The 19,351-nt window shown below is 46.9% G+C and carries 13 protein-coding genes and 1 tRNA gene; 6 read left to right on the plus strand and 8 right to left on the minus strand.

Annotation, left to right across the window (positions count from 1 at the left end):
* Position 1 precedes the first annotated feature (1 nt).
* A complete protein-coding gene (cysS, locus tag L6468_RS13525) occupies positions 2 to 1,492 on the minus strand; it encodes a cysteine--tRNA ligase (RefSeq protein WP_091813664.1) in 1,491 nt (496 codons plus the stop codon).
* A gap of 270 nt (positions 1,493 to 1,762) precedes the next feature.
* On the opposite strand from cysS, the gene L6468_RS13530 reads away from it, so the two are divergent.
* The 3 genes from L6468_RS13530 to L6468_RS13540 all read left to right on the plus strand — a co-directional run bounded on the left by L6468_RS13530 (position 1,763) and on the right by L6468_RS13540 (position 5,297).
* Positions 1,763 to 3,550 (plus strand): hypothetical protein, encoded by a 1,788-nt coding sequence (locus tag L6468_RS13530; RefSeq protein ID WP_237793600.1) that lies wholly within the window; start codon positions 1,763 to 1,765, stop codon positions 3,548 to 3,550.
* Positions 3,551 to 3,606: 56 nt separating this feature from the next.
* Positions 3,607 to 5,079 carry a DUF5723 family protein gene (locus L6468_RS13535; protein ID WP_237793601.1) on the plus strand — a complete coding sequence of 491 codons (1,473 nt, stop codon included), beginning with the start codon at positions 3,607 to 3,609 and terminating at the stop codon, positions 5,077 to 5,079.
* A 143-nt stretch (positions 5,080 to 5,222) separates the two neighbouring features.
* Positions 5,223 to 5,297 (plus strand) — tRNA-Arg (locus L6468_RS13540).
* Between the two features lie 63 nt (positions 5,298 to 5,360).
* Here the strand turns inward: L6468_RS13540 and nrdG are convergent.
* The 4 genes from nrdG to kduI form a co-directional block, all read right to left on the minus strand.
* The gene (gene nrdG, locus L6468_RS13545; protein WP_237793602.1) at positions 5,361 to 5,837 is read right to left on the minus strand and encodes an anaerobic ribonucleoside-triphosphate reductase activating protein; all 477 of its coding nucleotides are present in this window, start codon (positions 5,835 to 5,837) and stop codon (positions 5,361 to 5,363) included.
* Between the two features lie 22 nt (positions 5,838 to 5,859).
* The gene (gene nrdD, locus L6468_RS13550; protein ID WP_237793603.1) at positions 5,860 to 7,959 is read right to left on the minus strand and encodes an anaerobic ribonucleoside-triphosphate reductase; all 2,100 of its coding nucleotides are present in this window, start codon (positions 7,957 to 7,959) and stop codon (positions 5,860 to 5,862) included.
* A 215-nt stretch (positions 7,960 to 8,174) separates the two neighbouring features.
* Positions 8,175 to 8,978, minus strand: a complete 804-nt coding sequence (locus L6468_RS13555) for a gluconate 5-dehydrogenase (RefSeq protein WP_091813650.1) — start codon at positions 8,976 to 8,978, stop codon at positions 8,175 to 8,177.
* A gap of 44 nt (positions 8,979 to 9,022) precedes the next feature.
* Positions 9,023 to 9,865 (minus strand): 5-dehydro-4-deoxy-D-glucuronate isomerase, encoded by an 843-nt coding sequence (kduI, locus tag L6468_RS13560; protein WP_237793604.1) that lies wholly within the window; start codon positions 9,863 to 9,865, stop codon positions 9,023 to 9,025.
* Positions 9,866 to 10,059: 194 nt separating this feature from the next.
* Between kduI and L6468_RS13565 the strand changes: the two genes are divergently transcribed.
* The 3 genes from L6468_RS13565 to L6468_RS13575 are packed head-to-tail and all read left to right on the plus strand — an operon-like array spanning position 10,060 to position 14,478.
* Positions 10,060 to 11,010 (plus strand): GLPGLI family protein, encoded by a 951-nt coding sequence (locus L6468_RS13565; protein WP_237793605.1) that lies wholly within the window; start codon positions 10,060 to 10,062, stop codon positions 11,008 to 11,010.
* Positions 11,007 to 11,867 (plus strand): GLPGLI family protein, encoded by an 861-nt coding sequence (locus tag L6468_RS13570; RefSeq protein WP_237793606.1) that lies wholly within the window; start codon positions 11,007 to 11,009, stop codon positions 11,865 to 11,867. The genes L6468_RS13565 and L6468_RS13570 overlap by 4 nt, the downstream gene beginning before the upstream one ends.
* Positions 11,868 to 11,874: 7 nt before the next feature.
* Entirely contained in the window at positions 11,875 to 14,478 is a 2,604-nt protein-coding gene (locus tag L6468_RS13575; protein ID WP_237793607.1) for a carboxypeptidase-like regulatory domain-containing protein, read from the plus strand.
* Positions 14,479 to 14,485: 7 nt separating this feature from the next.
* On the opposite strand, the gene L6468_RS13580 is transcribed toward L6468_RS13575, so the two are convergent.
* The 3 genes from L6468_RS13580 to L6468_RS13590 form a co-directional block, all read right to left on the minus strand.
* Entirely contained in the window at positions 14,486 to 14,995 is a 510-nt protein-coding gene (locus L6468_RS13580; protein ID WP_237793608.1) for a peptidase associated/transthyretin-like domain-containing protein, read from the minus strand.
* 307 nt (positions 14,996 to 15,302) lie between these two features.
* Positions 15,303 to 15,974 (minus strand): hypothetical protein, encoded by a 672-nt coding sequence (locus tag L6468_RS13585; RefSeq protein WP_237793609.1) that lies wholly within the window; start codon positions 15,972 to 15,974, stop codon positions 15,303 to 15,305.
* Between the two features lie 47 nt (positions 15,975 to 16,021).
* Positions 16,022 to 18,793: a TonB-dependent receptor gene (locus L6468_RS13590; RefSeq protein WP_237793610.1), complete on the minus strand. Its 2,772-nt coding sequence runs from the start codon at positions 18,791 to 18,793 to the stop codon at positions 16,022 to 16,024.
* Between the last annotated feature and the right edge of the window lie 558 nt (positions 18,794 to 19,351).

Raw genomic sequence — 19,351 nt, forward strand, 5'->3', positions numbered from 1 at the left:
CCTACTTATTCAGTCGCCAGGTGGCACCGTCCTTGGTATCCTTTACCTCAAAGCCGGCAGCAGCAAGGGCGTCACGAATCTGGTCGGAAGTGGCCCAGTCTTTATTGGCCTTAGCCTTGGCACGCAGGTCGAGCACCATGTCAACCACCTTTCCGAAGGCCTCCTCACGACTATCATTTGAGCCACTCTTCTCAGCCTTCAAACCCAGGATATCCTCAGTAAAGAGATGCATCGTCTCCTTGAGTTCCTTCAGGCAGTCAGCACAGATGGTAGCCTTGTGGTCAATCAGTTTATTGATAACGGTGCAAGCCTCAAACAGGTTACTGATTACCTGAGGTGTGGCAAGGTCGTCATTCATCGCATCATAGCACTTCTGGCGCAAAGCCTTGACAACCTTCTCCGTCTCGGCATCACACTTGTCGCTCACCTGTACGCGCTCCAGGTCGCTGATAGCATTCATCAGTTTCTCCAATCCCTTCTCGGCAGCAACAAGAGCCTCGTTTGAGAAGTCCACCGTGCCACGATAATGGGCAGAGAGCACGAAGAAACGGATGGTCATGGGCGAGTAGGCTTTTTCCAACAACGGATGATTACCAGTGAAGAACTGCTCCAAGGTAATGAAGTTGTTGTACGACTTACCCATCTTCTGACCATTAATCGTCAGCATATTGTTGTGCATCCAGTATTTCACAGCGGGATGTCCCATAGAGGCCTGTGCCTGGGCAATCTCACACTCGTGATGAGGGAAGATCAGATCCATGCCACCACCGTGAATATCAAACTCCTCGCCCAGATACTTCCTGCCCATAGCCGTGCACTCACAGTGCCAACCGGGGAAACCATCGCTCCAGGGTGAAGGCCAGCGCATGATATGCTCGGGCTGTGCTTTCTTCCACAGGGCAAAGTCAGCCTGGTTGCGCTTCTCGCCTACGCCAGCCAGCTCACGACTCTCGTCCTTGATATTCTCCAGTGAGCGACCAGAGAGGATGCCATACTTGAACTTCTTGTTATAAGCCTCAATATCGAAATAGATGGAGCCATTGCTCTCGTAGGCAAATCCATTATCCAGGATCTGCTGTACCAACTCCTGCTGCTCAATGATATGACCAGTAGCATGAGGTTCAATAGAGGGACGCAGCACATTCAGCGCATCCATATACTGATGATAGCGGTTGGTGTAGTACTGGGCAATCTCCATAGGCTCCAACTGTTCCAGACGAGCCTTCTTGGCAATCTTGTCCTCGCCCTCGTCAGCATCGTGCTCCAAGTGGCCTACGTCGGTGATATTTCTCACATATCTCACCTTGTATCCCAGGTGCTTCAGATAACGGAACACCAGGTCAAATGTGATAGCAGGACGGGCATGTCCCAGATGAGGATCACCATAAACAGTAGGACCACAGACATACATACCCACATTGGGAGCATGAAGTGGTTCGAAACGTTCCTTCTGACGCGTCAGCGTATTGTAGATTACCAATTTTGATTCCATTTTGCTTTCTCCTTATAATAATGGGTACAAAGGTACAAAAAAAATCTCTCTCCCTTGCCAATACAATCCTTATTTTTAATAAATGCGCTATTTTTTTTATGCTTTTTCATAGAAAAAGAGACAATTCATATCTAAAATCAAACATTTTTTACGTCAAAAAGAAAAATAATCCGCGTAACATTTGGTACTTTCATTAAAATTATTTAAATTTGCAAAATAATCCAAAGAATCAACTATCCTGATTTCACAAATAATTAAAAACTTAAGAATATGGAACTAAAAAAGATGCAGATTAAGATGCTATCATGCTGCTTCTTAGCAGGCGGCTTGACGTTGGCAGGATGTTCTACCGACGACAGCATTGACGTAGGCGAAGTAGACACCACTATCGGTGTGAAGCTCAACAATTTCACCGTTCCCCTTGGCCAGGCAGAAAAGATTACCCTTGGTGACGTGCTTGACTTGAAGGATGACGATTGTATCAGCACCACAGCCAATGGCGACTATGAGTTCTTCAAGCAGGGCGATGCCGCTGATCCTGCCCATCCACAGGTTGACATCATCAATGTGTCAGAGAAGACATCTAAGGACGAGGATCCTTTTATCGGTCCTTCTGAGAAACCTGCCGGTTTTGACCTCTTACCTGTAGGAACAACATTGACTGGCACAGCCGGTAGCATCTCCAAAGCACTTAACACGTTTAACTATAGTGCAGCCAAACCCGACGACGTTTTAGACCTGACAACTGCGGAGGTTGAGGGAGAAGCAACTATTATCGTTAACTTCAATACCCATCTTCAGGGATTCATTGACAAGTTTACCTCGTTCGACATTGAGTTCCCTGCTTATATGACACTAGAGGAACCTACCCAAGGCACATTGGTTGGCAACAAACTGAGATTTGGCGAAGTTGCCACAAACTCGACCATCTACTCCAAGGTAAAGCTTAAGAGTCTGAAATTCCAGGAGATTGACGCAGCCAACAAGCTTGTCATCCAAAATGGAAACATCACGATGCTTGGTGATGTCAAGGTAGACGTGACATACCCAGACCTGGTAAAGAAGAACAGCTCAAGCGACATTACCAAGATGCAGATCAACGGTATCACATCTATTACTACCGTGAAGATTACCAGCGCCACGGGTAAGTTCGACCCCAAAATCGACTTAGACGATATTGGCGACATTAAGATTAACAGTAAGGATGTGCCTGACTTCCTGGACGATCCACAGGTCAACATCACCCTTACCGACCCACAGATCACACTGAACATCAATAGCGACGTGGACCTCGATGCTGTTGTCGACGGTACGCTCACCTCTACTTTCAACAACGGAACCACCAGCGAGGTTAAGATTAGCAATATCGAGATCCCACGCAAGAAGAACTCCAAGATTCTGATTTGCCGTCAGCCCAAGAATGAGCCTTATCAAGACTACACGAAGGTGTACGTCGTAGAAAACCTGTCAGACCTGATGACAAAGATTCCTGAGAAGGTGACGTTTAAGGCTAATGCCCGTGTAGACAAGACCAAGGCCGGCACCATCAAACTGGGAACTCCTTACACCATCTCTACCAGCTATAGCTTCAAGGCTCCGTTGTCTCTGGAAGCAGGTTCTACAATTGTTTATGATGACAAGACAGATGGTTTCTACGAGGACATTGACGAGAACGATATTGACCTGCGTGGAGAAGCAGAACTGGTTATTACCGGTAAGGTAACCAACAACAGTCCGCTGGAGTTGACCCTCGACCCCACAGCCATTGACGTCGACGGCAATGCCCTGAAAGGTATCAAGCTGGTTTCTGCCAATACCATCAAGTCTAACCTGACCGACAAGACACCAAGCGACCTGAAGATCACACTGACAAAGGACGCTAATGTCAACCTGAAGGATGTGAAGTTCGACGGCATCAAGTTCAAGGCTACGGCTGTCTCCAAGGATGCTACCACGCTCAACAAGGACAACCACTACATCAATATCAACGACTTGAAGATCAGCGTCAACAGTGAGATCTCTATCGATGCTGACAAGAAGAAAGACGACAAGAAATAAGTCTTGACATATTAGTGAAAGCGAAAAGAATTTATTCACCATATATTATATAGGATATGAAAACATCATTCAAAAGATATATCATGGCCGCAGTACTGACTGCAACGGCTGGCACTATGATGGCGCAAGACTTGACTTCGGCCTACTTCACAGACGACTTCAAGTATCGTCACGATATGAACCCTGCCTATGGCAATGACCAGGGCTATGTAGCTATCCCTGTCCTGGGTAACTTCAACTTCAAGTTGCAAGGCTCGTTTGGCGTAGGCGACGTGCTCTTCAAGAACCCCGACTACGGCAAGAAGCCCGGTGCCAAGAAGACCACCACATTCCTGCATCCTGACATCTCCTACGATGAAGCCATGAAGGGATTCGACAAGGACGGTAACAACCTGATTTTCGACATGGACATCCCCATTGTATCAGTAGGCTTCAAGGGTATGGGCGGTTACAATACCGTTGAACTCAAGGAGCGCAACCACTTCGCTATGTCAATGCCCTACTCTTTCTTCGATTTCGCCAAGAGCATGAGCAACAAGGACTACTACTTCGACGATATGGGTGCCCGCGCCTGGGGTTATGCCGAATTAGGATTAGGCCACTCTCGTCAGATCTTCGACAACCTGCGCGTTGGTGCCAAGGTAAAGATCCTGCTTGGTGCAGCCTATGCCGACCTGTCTATGGAAGGCATGCATGCCCAGCTCAACGACAACAACCAGTGGATTCTTGAAGGTAAGGCCAAGGGTGAGATCAATATGAAAGGCGGTAAGTTCAAGACCAAGCACAAGGAGTACAAGTCCGTTCCAGGCAAGTACTATGATGAAGTAACAGGTATTGATACCGACGGTGCCGGCATCGGCGGATGGGGTCTCGGTTTTGACCTTGGTGGTATCTACGAGTTCAAGGATTGTTCTGTTGACTGGCTCGACGGTCTGAAGGTAAGCCTTGCGCTGACCGACCTTGGCTTCATCAGCTGGAGCAACACCATGGTGGCAGAGTCATCTGGCAACCCATTCGTATTCGAAGGTTTCCAAATGAAGTATAAGGATGGTAAGTTTGATAATGGTGGCGATGATATCAGCGACGACCTGGCCGACTTTGCCAACTTGGAAGAAAAGCCCGACAAGGGTGGCAAGACCACTGGCCTGGCATCTACCGTACGCGTAGGTCTGGAATACCCCATGCCTTTCTACGACAAGCTGAGTGCTGGTGCCCTGTACACCCACCACTTCGATGGTATCTATAACTGGAATGACTGGCGCCTCAGTGCCAACGTAGCTCCTCTGAACTGGCTCAATGGTGGTATCAACTTAGGCATGACCTCTTTCTGCACCACCATGGGTTGGGTACTCAACGTGCATCCTTCTGGCTTCAACTTCTTCCTTGGTATGGACCATATCATCGGCAAGACCGGTGCCAACATGGTTCCCCTCAACAGCAATGTCAGCTTCAATATGGGTATGAACATTGCCTTTGGCAGCAAGAAAAAGAAGGACAGCAAGGGTAATCTCAACACACTGACCTTCTAAGGTAAAAGGTAATAGTGAAGAGTGAAAAATTTGCTGCCGCACATACAATTTTGTTAATAAATGTATAGCGGTAGCAAATTTTTCACTCTTCACTTTTCACTCTTCACTAAAAAGTAGTACCTTTGCCGCGCAAAAACCAATGGGCCCTGATAGTTAAATGGATATAACAAGGCTCTCCTAAAGCTTAGTTCCGAGTTCGATTCTCGGTCGGGGTACCAAGAAAAAAGATGCACAGGATTCTCTCTTGTGCATCTTTTTTTATGTCTTGTATAACCACCTTCCTATAGCGCCACCTTGCGCCAAAAGCGGTGGGTGATATCCTCAAAATCTCCGCTCTCCGTCTTCCGATAGAGACGCTGATTGGTGGTAGGACTCTTCAGCGGTCCTAGGTGACGGATATAAGGACCTATCTTGATATAGTCGAAATCGGTCTTCCTCACCTCGGGCGCCACACGCAGGCGACCACTATACCACGCCACCTTATATTCAGAATACGTCTCGTGAATATACTGCGCCAAGCGGTTGACTCCCTTCGGATCCGCATCACCTCCCATGAAGGCGAAGCAGGTGATATCCGTACCGAAGCGCTCAACAAAATCATCGAGCGCCTCGGTAGTAAGGGGAATACCTATATCGTCCCAGAGATAATGGCTGTGACAGCCCGGACACCGACAGGGACAGTTGCTGATATTGATAGCCAGCGTCACCTCGTCGGGTATCTCCTGAAAAACAACTCCAGTATTTACGTACTTCAGCATTTTTAATGATAAGCATTAAATATTACTCCGCATGTGCGTAGAAACGACGTGAAGCCTCTTCCTGGCGAGCCTGTGAGAAATTGCTCACACGCTTCAGATAGCCAATGATACGCGTCATGTAGTCCACGTTCTTAGAGTGACACTTCGGACACTCGTGCAGGTAGCGCTTGTCGATATATCCACACTCGTTACATACGGTGTTGGGGATATTGAATGTGAAGTAGTTACATCCCTCCTTAGCAGCCACCTTCAGCAGCTTCAGATACTGCTCCTTCGACAGGTGCTCATCCAGGTTCATATGCAGGGCAGAACCACCTGTGAGGTGCTCGATATAAGGAGCGCCGTGCAACTTGAACTTATCGATAACGCTCAGTGAGTCGTCCTCTACCACGTAGAAGTAAGAGTTGTAGCAGTCGCGTGGCACGAAATAACCATCCTCACGGTCCCACTTAGCATGCTTCACACCTACGTTTTCTGCAGGAATCATCTCACAGTTGAACATCAGTTCCTTGGTGCGATACTGCTTGTTATACTTCTCAATCAGCCCCAGGATACCCTGAACAAACTTCTGATACTCATCGTTTGGCGTAATCTTCAGACCCATGAACTCGGCAGCCTCTACCAGGCCGTTGATACCGATGGTGAGATACTGGCGATTGATGTTGATATAACCGGCATCAAACAGAGGCAGCATGCCGTGGCTCTGCAACTCCTTCAGGTTCTCGTTGTAGGCCGTCTGCACCTTGTGGCAGAGGTCGATAACGCCACCCAGGAACTCCAGATAGTCAATCTTATTGTTTACCGCATACTGGATACAACGGTTCAGGTTGATGGTCAGCACAGACTTAGAACCCGTAGAAACGCCACCGGCACCCAGTGTGTAGCTGAAGCCATTGTCCGTAATCTCATTGCGCAGACGACAGCAAGAGCTCAGAGAGTCAGCATTGTCACTCATATAGGTGAAGAACGAGTGACCCTCGCTATACATTTCGGCAGTAAACTCGCCCCACTCCTTATCGCGGCACTCACCATTCTCGTCAACCAGCAGCGCCATGGTCTCTACAGGGAAGGTCAACAAGGTCTTCGTGCGCTCCTTGTTGAACCACTTCATGAAGCGTTTCTGCAGCCAAGACAGACCGTCCCAGTCGGGCTGAGAGCCATCGGGGAAGTAGAACTCACCGAAGATGCTCTGGAAATAATACTTATCATAGTAAGCCACGTTCCAGAACACAGCCTGATAGTTGCGTGCACCTGTGGGCTGGTTCAGCGAATATACAATCTGCTCAAAGTAGTCCGTAATCACCTTGTCGAGCGTACGACGCTTCAGTGAGAGGTCAACCACCTCGTCGGCACGTTTCCAGTAGTCCAGACCAAACTCCTTGCCAATGAAGTAGTTCATGTACATCAAGAACTCAGGCGTGGCACAGGCGCCACTCAACATAGAGCTGACCATAAACACCATGTTCACGAAGCCACCGCAGTAAGACTTCAGGTTCGTAGGAGCCGTAGAGTTACCGCCGATAGCCAGTGTGCCACCGATAAGCCAGGGGTACATCGTAATAGAGGCACAGTAGTTAGCCAGCGATGTCTCGTCGTTCTTATATATAAAGTGGTGTGTCAGCTTGTCGATATACTCATCAGCCAACTGCTTGCCATACATTTTCTTGATGCGGTCAACCAGCAGACGACGGTTCAGACGGATGAAGTTTGACTTAGGCAGTTCACCAATCAAAGTTGCAATATTTTTGTGCTCCACGTTTGCATTGGCGTCATACTTTGAACCAGTTGCTGCATTCTTCGACTCCTCCATATATTCAGAGAGGAACATCATCTTCTCCAGCGTCTCACGATCCTCCGTATGCTCCTGACGGTACAGGATAAAAGACTTTGCCACCTTGAAGTAACCCTCACGCATCAGCGCCTCCTCGACCTGGTTCTGGATATCCTCCACCTTGATATCATCATGAATATCTAAGTGACTGATAATCTTAGAAATAGCACCCAAATCAGCAGGTTCTTCAACACTCTCGAACGCCTTCGTAATAGCGTTCATAATCTTGTCAAGAGAGAAGCGATCCTTAGAGCCATCTCGCTTCGTGATGGTAAAGTTCTTGATTTCCATTATTATATTATTTAATCATTATTTTTTAGGTTCTTGGTCTTCAGCAAGTTATCCGTTTTGGACAACTTTTTGATTTTTCGATTCCAAAAAGTTTCCCGAAATTGGTAACCGAAATCGTTTGCAAAGATACAAAAAAAGAATAATATAACAATGGATTTTGACGTAAAAAAATCCGAATTTTTTCAATCCGGATTTTCTTTACGTTGCATTTTCCTTTATTTAGGCTGTTTTCCGATGTAGGCCAGAATACCACCATCCACATAGAGCACATGACCGTTCACTGCATCTGATGCATGAGAGGCCAGGAAGACTGCAGGTCCACCCAACTCTGAAGGATCGAGCCAACGGCCTGCAGGAGTCTTAGCGCAGATGAATGAATCAAACGGATGACGACTGCCGTCGGGCTGACGCTCGCGCAGAGGTGCTGTCTGAGGTGTTGCGATGTAACCCGGGCCAATGCCGTTACACTGGATGTTGTACTCACCATACTCTGAGCAGATATTACGGGTCAGCATCTTCAAGCCACCCTTAGCAGCAGCGTAGGCGCTCACAGTTTCACGACCCAGTTCACTCATCATAGAGCAGATATTGATAATCTTACCCTCGCGACGCTCCATCATCTCAGGAATCACAGCACTTGCACAGATATAAGGAGCAACCAGGTCCACATCGATAACCTGCTGGAACTCCTCGCGCTTCATCTCGTGCATAGGAATACGCTTGATGATACCGGCATTGTTCACCAGAATATCAATCTGACCTACCTCAGCGTGAATCTTCTCAACGAGAGCCTTCACAGCTTTCTCGTCGGTCACGTCACACACATAACCCTTCACGTTCTCGATGCCAGCCTCCTTGTAGTTGTCCAAACCACGCTGCAGGGCAGCCTCGTTGATGTCGTTAAAGACAATGGTCTTAGCACCTGCAGCCACGAAAGCCTTTGCGATGTTGAAACCGATACCGTAAGATGCGCCAGTGATCCACGCATTCTTACCCTCTAATGAAAACAAATTTGCCATTTTACTTGATTTATTATATGTTAAACAGTATTATTTTTAAAACCTTATTTCAGATCCTTTATGTCAAAAAAGTCTTGGTCTCCGTAGTCCAGGTTCTCACCACCCATACCCCATATAAAGGTATAGTTATGCGTGGCAGCGGCAGAGTGGATGCTCCATTCAGGCGAGAGCACCGCCTGCTGGTTATGCATCCAGATATGGCGCGTCTCCTGCGGTTCACCCATAAAGTGGCAGACGGCCTGGTCCTCGGGCAACTCGAAATAGAAGTAAGCCTCCATCCTACGACTGTGCACATGTGCCGGCATCGTGTTCCACACGCTACCAGTAGCCAATTCCGTCATACCCATCTGCAACTGACAGGTGGGCAGCACCTGGTTCACCAGCATCTTGTTGATGTTACGCTCGTTGCTCGTCTCCAGGGCACCCATATGAGCCACCACAGCATCCGCCTTCGTCACCTTCTTACAGGGATATGCGGCATGCGCTGTTGTGGAGTTGAAGTAAAAGAGGGCAGGCTTCTGCGCATCTTTCGACGCAAAAGTCACCTCACGGTCACCTCGTCCTATATAGAGAGCCTCCTTATAGCCCAGTTCGAAGCTCTCGTCACCAACTTTCACGACACCCGTTCCACCTATATTATATATACCCACCTCACGACGGGTGGTGAAGAACGGTGCCTTCAACGGGTCGATAGCCTCCAGGGGCAACACCTCGTTCACAGGCATAGCACCCCCCACCACCATACGGTCGTACATAGAATACACCATGTTCACCTCGTCCCCAACAAACAGGTGTTCTATGAGGAAATCGCGGCGCAGACGTGCAGTGTCATAATGGCGGGCATCCTCAGGATGAGCAGCATAACGTATTTCGTAGTTAGTTTTCATTTGCCGTTTTGATTAGTTTGTGTGCAAAGTTACAAAAAAGCGAGTGAAATGCAAAAGGAAATCATTTATTTTTTATGGCTAGTGTCAGAAGTTCCTTGAGCAAAGCGAAAAACTTCACCACCTTGATGATTCTTTGACAATAAACACCAGTTCTTTCCGTTATTATGACAGAACTAGAATTAATCACCATGCATATGAAGAAGTTGATAGCAACCATGTTTATCCTTGGGCTGACAATAGGAGCACAGGGACAGGAACTCGATGGAGTGGACGCCATCATGGCTTCGATAACCACAGTAAAAATCCACCAAGACAGCATTGACACATCGAGACTCGTGGCCGTGTACGACTATGAGTGCAGGACACAGGACGCAGAGGGCAAGGCCGTAACAGACCGAATGAAGCTCTGCGTACAGGTGGGACAGCATTGCACACGAAGTTTCCCCTATCGGAAATATCGTATGGAAAGACAATGGGCCGCAGGCAACACGGACATGCGTAGCCGCAAGGGTACCGATGGGAAACTAGAGTTTCTGGAAGGTTGGGACTTCATCGGCGACGATGAGTTTCCACAGTTCAAGGCAGAATCGTATTGCTTCATGCCAGAGGTTTGGGCGAACTATCCCGATGGCAAGGTAACCGTGCGCGATGCCATCGTGCCTACTATCTATGAGACCAAGGAGGAACGCATCCCCATCAAATGGGAATTGGCAGACAACTCACAGGCCACCTGCTTGTTGCACGGGCAGCGTTGGACGGTGCGATACGACGAGGATATACCCACAACGGCAGGCCCTTGGAAACTCTGCGGACTGCCAGGCCTTATTGTCGAGGCCGTGAGTGTGGACAGCATCCACCACTTCACACTCACTGATGTCCAGCACATTGCAGCCCCCATCTACTACGAGACCAGCGCCATCACCATAAAAACCTCTGAGGCGAAACTTATCAAGAACCGCCTCAAAGTATTCGGCAACAAGAACTACGCAAAGAATCCTTTATACTATGTCACCAACAGGAACTCGGCAGATGAAATATATACCGACGACGGCAGCCTCATCAACGGCTACTTTGTGCATTACAATTCTGAGCGCAAAGCCAACGAAGCACATGTGTATCAACCATTAGAATTGTCAGAACAATGAGAAAAATCTTAGTGACCTGCCTTACCCTCGCGCTGACGATAGGAGCGCAGGGACAAACAGAGACAATTGATACGGCGCAGTTTGTGGCTTTGTACGACTATGAGTGCAGAACGCAGAACGACGAGGGCACACCCGTCACGGACAAGATGCAGCTCGTGGTGCAGGTGGGACGGACGGTGACGAAGTCGATGCCGCGCTCGGCCTACATGAAGACAAACGAGACAATAGAGGAGGAAGACCTGATCATGGCAGAACATCAGGAGACGCTGATGCACATGCCGACGGTATGGACAGGCTTGCCCAACGGACAGACCACCGTGCGCGACAGGATTTTCCCACATGAGTTTGAGGGCATTGAGCCGACACCCGACATTGCGTGGACGCTCACCGACGATACTGTAACCATTAACGGATACTTCTGTCAGCAGGCCACAGCAACGTTCCGAGGCGTCACCTGGACAGTATGCTATACCGAGGAGATTCCGTCATCTGCAGGACCATGGCGACTGCGCGGACTGCCAGGATTGATTATCAAGGCGGAGAATGAGGCACACACGTTCTGCCTTGCGGAGTTAAGACAGAACCATACGCCCATCACGGCACCTGAGAAGAGTCCCAACGTACAGCGCATGACATACGCCAAATTACTGAAGCATCGCAGCGATGTGTTTGGCAATCGCCAATATGCTAAGAATCCCCTCTTCCACGTGCCCAACCTTAACGGTGGCACCCTGTCCTTAGGCGGGAGCATCCATCACATGACCGTCATCAACTTAGGTAGCCAACAGTTTGCGTATGCTGACGGCTTTCCCTTACTGACAAAGGCTCATGTGTACCAGCCGTTGGAAATAGAATAAGACCCTTATGAAACGACTCCTCTACATTATATTATATATAGCACTGGCCATCAATGTCTCGGCGCAGGTGCGAGTGACGGGACGGGTGACCGACCTGCACAGCAAACCCGTGAGCGATGTCATCGTGAAGCTGACGAGCGGCACGAAGACATTGGCATTTACCAGCACCAACGTGAAGGGCGAGTATGTGATAGGATTGAAGAGTGCGCCCAGCGGGGAGGTCATACTTCAGTTCAACCACGTCAGCTATGAGAAGGAGTCGAAAAAACTAACGCTCAAGGAGAAAGCTATCAAGGTGGACATGACGCTGACGCCGAAGGAAGTTTCGCTGAAAGAGGTGATGGTGAAGCCAGACCCGCTGAAGATGAGGGGCGACACGCTCTCCTACAACCTTGCCTCCTTCCTCAAGAAAGGTGACGTAACACTTGAAGACGGTTTAAAGAACCTGCCAGGCATCAGCATTGCGGATAATGGTGCCATCAGCTACATGGGCAAGGGTATTTCCGATTTTTACATTGGTGGGCTCAACATGCTTGGCGGTCGTTATAACCTTGCCACGAAGAATATTCCTGCTGAGTTTGCCACCCAGGTGGATATCATGAAACACCACAAGCATCGCAAGATAGATGCCGACGAGGAGAGCGATGCCGTAGCAATCAATATAAAGCTGAGCAAAAAGGCACAGTTCAAGCCATTTGGGCAACCAGAGTTGGGCGTTGGTATCAGGGAGGACAAGCTTTTATATGCAGCAGGTGCCACGGAGATGATGTTCACCGACAACTTCCAGTTGCTTGCTTCTGGAAAATACAGCAACAACGGCAACTTTGGTCTCTACGATATGGTTAATCACAATGGCGGCGACAGTTTCGGCTCACTGGCTACCAACAAGCTCCCTGGATGGGGACAGGCAGGTAGTGGCGTGGGCGAGTCCATCTATCGCACAAACGGCTATGGCAGCCTCAACGCCATACAGAAGATTGACAGCGTGCGACAGGTCAGGGTCAATGCCGACTACACTTACGAACGCATGAACAGTAGCGCCAGTTCTGAGGCCTACTATTTTGCAGGTGGTGAGAACATTTATATCGCGGAGTCCATCGCTCCCCTTTCCAAGTCTCATCGGCCTATGTTCAGCGTGAGGTTTGAAGACAATGCCAGCAATCATTATTTCTCTGACACCTTCAGCGCAAAGGCACAGTTTCTCACGAACGAGAACCCTTCCCTGACACACTCAGAAGGAGACAATGACATTGTGTTGAATAGTCAGCACAGAGATGCCACCTCAATCAATCTGCACAACAGCCTTTGGGCAACCATACGCCTTGGCAAGCGAAAACTGTCGTTTACCAGCAATATTGAATTCATCCGCACACCCGAGGTATTGATGCTGATGAACGAAAGTGCACAGAGAGGTCAGAGTTCCCAGCTCAACACACGTCATGGCACGTCACTACAAATAAAACTGGGTCGCAAGTGGAAGATTGATATGCCTGTGGACCTCACAGCCAACTACAATTTCATTGAGACCGGACTCACAAAACCAGACGTCGCTAACCAGAGTCAGCGGATGAGCGGATGGAAACTCGTGCCCAGCATTAATCCCTCTGTTTCGTGGACATCGGCCGACAAGAAGCTCTATTCATCTCTGGGTCTCAACATGAAACTGTTGAACCTGAATTATCTTTCCCAATACGACGACAAGCGCACCACATTGTCAGAGGTGTTTGCAGAGCCCCATGTATTCCTGCGCTACACCTTCAACGGCACCTCCGAACTGACCTTCTCCAGTGGTTTTAGTAATGCTGCTGGCGACATCCTGGATCTACTTACCACACCTGTCCAGATAAACTATCGCAGCACTTCCGCAGCATCGGGCGTGATTGGCAAGAGTCAGTCGTGGAGCAGCGATATCCGATACACCAAGCAGATACCCTTCAGCTACTTCACCTTCGGTGCCAATGCCAGCTACAGTCAGGGCAAGCGCAATGTGCTCTCATCCCGAATGGTGAGCCAGACGGCAACAGAAAGTACAGCTATCTTCCGCGACAGCCATTCGCGCTCAGCAAGTGGAGGCATCAATGCGTCGAAGAATATACTATCCCTTTTCACCAAACTCTCTGCCAATGCCGATGTGTCGTGGGGCAGTAGTGAGTATATGATGCAGAGTCGTTTTGTCACTTCTTACCATACGGGCTACAGCATGCGGCTGCAGGCCGACGTCACACCAGTTCCCTGGCTTGAGGCCAATATCAAGGGCGACTATGGAAAGAACTTCCTGCGCACCAGTTCCTCTAACCAGTCGTCAGACAATCTGCGCTGTACAGGTTCGTTGGCCGTGTTCCCCATACCCACTATCGAGATACGCAGCACCTGCAACTTCATGCACGACATGATAGAGCCAGGCAAGTACAAGGATGCCTCCATGCTCTCCGCATCTGTTCAGTACAAGACAAAGGGGGCGATATGGAAACTCACAGGCGAGAACCTCCTTGACATTCGCCATTACACACGCACCTCGTTTGTGGATACCGACCGCTTCGTGCATACCACCAACCTCGTAGGTCGCACCATCATGCTGACGTGCAAACTACTTGTAGCGAGTAAGAAATAAAATCAGATTAATACTCTTCCAGTATTTCTTTCAGCCTCTTCTTCCGCTGCGCCTTCTTATAGCTTGAACGCCATTTCTTAGGAATCAGGGCCGAGATAACCTTGCCGAGGTCGAAACTGGCGGCTGTACTGGGATTCGCCCCTACCAACTGCGCCTCTGTCTTATCCAACTGAAAACCCTTGTTCAGTTCCCTGTAGTCAGGCTGTTTACCTTTTCCAAGCACCAGCACCTCCTGCAGGTTCAGCAGTTTCGACAGCATATAGATGGTATCGCCGTCCTCCTTATTCAGGTTCAGGATAAGACTCTCGTAGTTCACATGCGAGATGGTGATGGTCTTACTGTCCTTAGCCACATAGACCACACCCATCGAGTCGGTAGTCTGTACGCCCTGCCTGCTCACCACATTGGCGCCAGCCACAGGCACCAGCAGGTCCATATCAACCACCACCAGCCGCCGTTGAGCCAGCGAGTCGATGCAGCAGAGCACCAGAAGCAAACAAAGATAGAGTCGAGCCATCACTTCGGTTTGTTGGTTATCGCCTGCAAAAATACCAATTATTTCGCCAACACGAATCGTCCCTACCCTTAGAAAAACTTACAGATATAAAAATTAAATCAAGATTAAGTCTTTTTTGCGTAAACCACAAGAGCTCGCACATATCCTCATTCTCATATTATCCATATCATATTATGCAAATCGCAAAATTCATAACTTTAAGATTCCGTGATCTCACATTATATCAGTTCGGGTATAATTTGATTAGAGTCATTAAATATTATACCCGAACTGATATATTATCAAATCCATATTGCTAATCCACAACTCAATGAGTTTGGGGTAAATACAAGTCGTACATTTCACGGTCAGCAAAGTTTGAGGGCAAGAGCGTGAAAAGATGTTTATGCTGACTATGTATTTGTGTCATAAGGTCAGACTCCACAAAAGGACACTTACCAATAACAGCATCGTGAATCTGATTCAATAGCCTCATCAACTGCGAAGCCTCGTTGCCCCCATTAGCACTCCCCTTTGCACGTGTCTTTGAAGAATGATATATCTGGGAATAGGACAAGAAATAAGTCGTAGTGCCATCAGTCATTCTGTTGGTTTCATAAGCATCAGAAGTCAAAGATCCCAAGTCTATCAGATTACAAAGATCTATAACAAAACGTTTACTTACAGACAATGTCTTTTGACTAATCTTTGGCTTTTTCTCCAACTTCTTATCACGCAAATACGAATAGATCATCTTGTCTAGCGTCACGATAGTCAGAGTTGAATCACCGATAAGAAGACAAGACTCTGGCTCAGACGAAGGGCACGTAATACAAGCATAACGATAATGATGCTCTTTCATAAAATACTGATGCAAGCTTTCCCAATAAGCAGATCCATCCATCATTTGGGTATAGAACTGCAACTGTTTAAAACCTGTCTGTGCAAATACCATAGAAACAGTAATACACATAAACAAAGACAATAATATACGTTTCATAATAATACTATTTTTTTTGTAGAATTGATATATAGATCTTTAATAAGTTATTTCCCTGGATTCACATTAAAACTCCATGCAAGTGAGAGCATCACATAACGTGGTATGGAGTTATGCCATGTTTCCGTGCGTCCTTGGGCATTAACAGCATATTGCGTGTTGGAAAGCTGATGAAGGATATCGAAGCCTGTGAGTTTTGATACGAGTCTACCATTGAGGAAACTGCGTGTTATCTGCGCATTCCACACCCAATCCGTTGTGTTCATATCTGACGACTGGTATCCTCTACGGGCATACATAGTCATGTCTGTTGTCAGATTGAACTTCCATGGAAGAGCCACCTGAGCATTCATACCTATGCGGTAGTCTCCAGCCTTGATGTCTTCGAAGCCAGAACGCTCACCTTTTATAATATAGTAGGTACCACCGGCATGGAGACATATCTCATTCCTGTCATCAGGCCGGAAATTTACCTTGATATTATCATCCAATCGATAATTATGAACAATGCTGCTCCGACTATCCGTGTACCCTTCTACAGTTGCAAGATCCACATTGTGGTTATATCCTGCCGACAGCTGATTATCTACAGACCACTTATGTGCGTTGTCTATAGCCTGTGTATAGCCCATGCTGAAGTTCATCCTCCAGTTGCCGTTCACACTCTGCGGCTTGATGATGGACACGCCCGTGTTCTTGTCAAACGTAAGCCCGTAGGCTACGGCATTATCCGTTTGCTGGTAACCGATGTTGATGTTGCCCATTCTCTGCCTACTGCCTCTATACTCAACTGATACACTTGTGTTATAATAATGGATATTGCGCAGCGTACTGTTACCATGACGTATATTGAGGGGATCGCTGTCATCCTGATAGTTCACCATGTTAGTCAGGTCGGGCAGTTCAGAACCCATACTGGCATCAAAAGTCCATGTCCAATGTTCTTTCCATCGCCTGATGTTAAGTGACGGATTAAAGAAGGCTTCCGCTTTTCCCACATGATGCCTGCCCATACGGTCATAGTAAAGGTTGGCATTTACAAAATGGATTGGCATTTCAAACTTTGCCGTGGCTGCAAGAAACTTAACAGGTATCTCATTCCCCCTGAGTTTTATGGTGTGCTCATTCCTATATTCGTGAAAAAGATAGCTGTTGCCACCATCTTTTACCTGTGCCAGTGCATCTGTGGCAGAGGGCAGTAAATCAAATTGGCTTGAATCCCTGCCAGATAGTTTGTCAAGTCGATAGAGCATATTGTCCGACTTATTAAATGTGTATTTGTAATTGTATTCTAATACTATACTTGCATACCTAAGACCATAGTTGTATGAAGCATCACCAAAAGCCGTGAAGTTCTGATGTGTCTGATCACGGAAATTGTTACGATAGTCACGTGGTAATGCTCCTGAAGGATACTGTACATCGTCCAACGTAAAAGTCTTCTGGGTATTGCGGTTATACGAAAAGCCAACACCTGCTCTTATCATGTCTGCAATAACCTTCAGTCCTTCTTTATTGTAGAAATACAAGTCAAGATTCTTGGATTCTATACTATTTGAAGATAAAAGATTGTTGAGCACAGACGACTTATCGGATATTTCTGACTGATTACTGCCAAATCCCCTATTATGATGATAAGAGAGATTAAGGTCGGTATCTGCATACATCCGTTTATTGAGCAAGCTCTGAAAATAGAATTGATTATTTGATGTCAGGCGATCAGAACTGCTTGTAGAATAGGAGCTGCTGCGATTAAATGAATCGCCTGTTGGCAGGAAAGTCTGACCATTAGTCTTTACCTCCAAATCACTTCCTGTATGGCAGTAGTTATTACTAGTGCTAATAAAATTGAGTATATTATCGTCAAAGCACCTATATGCCTGCAAGCCAAACTCTTTTTTGGCTATACGACCATCAAGATTACTTTGAGGAGAAGTTTCCTCCCCACCAAGGGCTGCACGCTGATCCAAGTTGATATTATTGATGTCGGAATAGAGATGAACCATATCTCTTTCGGAGAATCTTTGTCCAATTGCCTTCAGTTTGTATCTATCTTCAGAGCCGAGGCCACCTTCCAAGTTTCCTAAGTATCCTGTGGAATATTCCTTTTTCAATCGCACGTCCATCACATAGGACCTATCCCCCATATCACGCCCCATAATTCTTGAAGCTGCACCGTCTTTATTATACACCTTTATCTTATTAACCGTGTAAGCAGGCAGATTGTCCAATGCTACTCTTGGGTTGCCGGCAAAGAAACCATTACCATTTACAAGCAGACTTTCAATCTTCTTACCATTCACAAATATCTCGCCATCCTTTGTGAGCTTGGCTCCCGGGAGTTTCGACACAAGCGCATCGAGCATACTACCCTCAGGAAGGTTAAACGCATCCGCATTATATACGATGGTATCTCCCCTCATCACCATCTTTATTTTCGTGGAAGTTACAGTAACCTCTCTTAGCTGGTATATCTTGTCCATCCTGATACAATTCACAGCCACAAAGAATTCGCGCTGGCTTCTGAGTTCGCAATTCATATAAGATGTTTCGTATCCTTTTCGCTCTGCCTTAATAATATACTTACCAGTCTTAGATATCTCAAACATATAAGAACCTTCTTCATCACTCATACAAGTGCTAAGCATAGTACTATCGTTGGCCATTAACGTAACCAAGACGCTGTCTAATCCTTTGTTAGTGAAATTATCTACTATACTACCCTGAACGTTATGATTATAATCCGTACCAAACATGCTGATGGAATAGGTAATGGCTATCAACATGAAAAACAACTTGAAAGGTCTGAACTTGTCCATATTTGTAAACTGCAATAATTGATTATTATCTTATTGTGGAGTTTATAAAAACATTGCATGCCCAAATAGCCATGCAGAATAATATGATTAGGAGGTGATTAATTCGTTGCATGCTGCAAAGATAGGTAAAATCTTTTTATCATGCAAATAATACTGAGACTTTTTCTGACCCCCAACACTCCCACCTCACCGCATTCCGGCCACCTTGATCAGAATTGCTTTGTAACAGATTACAGCGACTTTGAGACCGGAACTCTATGAGTTAGTGGTAGTAACTCTATGGTTTCCGGTTGCTAAGTCATAGGTTTGCGACTCCTTAGTCCCTGACATAGGATGCCTTAACCTATGGTTTCTGACTGGACATGAGATTTCGTGCAAAAAAGGCAAATAAGTTTTCTTGACAAACCACTTTGACCTCATTTTCTTGCTAATAGGACTATATTGCACAAAAATGACCCTAAAATTTTCACTTAACTCATTTCATGATTTGAGTTAACTCATTTCATGATTTGAGCTAATTCAAATCATGAAATGAATTAGCTCAAAAATATTATTGAT

The organism is Prevotella communis (assembly GCF_022024115.1).
In the GTDB taxonomy this organism is placed as follows: Bacteria; Bacteroidota; Bacteroidia; order Bacteroidales; family Bacteroidaceae; genus Prevotella; species Prevotella communis.

Bases quoted from the DNA above. Each gene is read 5' to 3' on its own strand.
- L6468_RS13570 (WP_237793606.1), top strand. From the start codon at position 11,007: ATGAGAAAAATCTTAGTGACCTGCCTTACCCTCGCGCTGACGATAGGA.
- L6468_RS13590 (WP_237793610.1), bottom strand. From the start codon at position 18,793: ATGGACAAGTTCAGACCTTTCAAGTTGTTTTTCATGTTGATAGCCATT.
- kduI (WP_237793604.1), bottom strand. From the start codon at position 9,865: ATGAAAACTAACTACGAAATACGTTATGCTGCTCATCCTGAGGATGCC.
- nrdD (WP_237793603.1), bottom strand. From the start codon at position 7,959: ATGGAAATCAAGAACTTTACCATCACGAAGCGAGATGGCTCTAAGGAT.
- L6468_RS13575 (WP_237793607.1), top strand. From the start codon at position 11,875: ATGAAACGACTCCTCTACATTATATTATATATAGCACTGGCCATCAAT.
- L6468_RS13580 (WP_237793608.1), bottom strand. From the start codon at position 14,995: ATGGCTCGACTCTATCTTTGTTTGCTTCTGGTGCTCTGCTGCATCGAC.
- L6468_RS13535 (WP_237793601.1), top strand. From the start codon at position 3,607: ATGAAAACATCATTCAAAAGATATATCATGGCCGCAGTACTGACTGCA.
- cysS (WP_091813664.1), bottom strand. From the start codon at position 1,492: ATGGAATCAAAATTGGTAATCTACAATACGCTGACGCGTCAGAAGGAA.
- L6468_RS13585 (WP_237793609.1), bottom strand. From the start codon at position 15,974: ATGAAACGTATATTATTGTCTTTGTTTATGTGTATTACTGTTTCTATG.
- L6468_RS13555 (WP_091813650.1), bottom strand. From the start codon at position 8,978: ATGGCAAATTTGTTTTCATTAGAGGGTAAGAATGCGTGGATCACTGGC.
- L6468_RS13565 (WP_237793605.1), top strand. From the start codon at position 10,060: ATGAAGAAGTTGATAGCAACCATGTTTATCCTTGGGCTGACAATAGGA.
- L6468_RS13530 (WP_237793600.1), top strand. From the start codon at position 1,763: ATGGAACTAAAAAAGATGCAGATTAAGATGCTATCATGCTGCTTCTTA.
- nrdG (WP_237793602.1), bottom strand. From the start codon at position 5,837: ATGCTGAAGTACGTAAATACTGGAGTTGTTTTTCAGGAGATACCCGAC.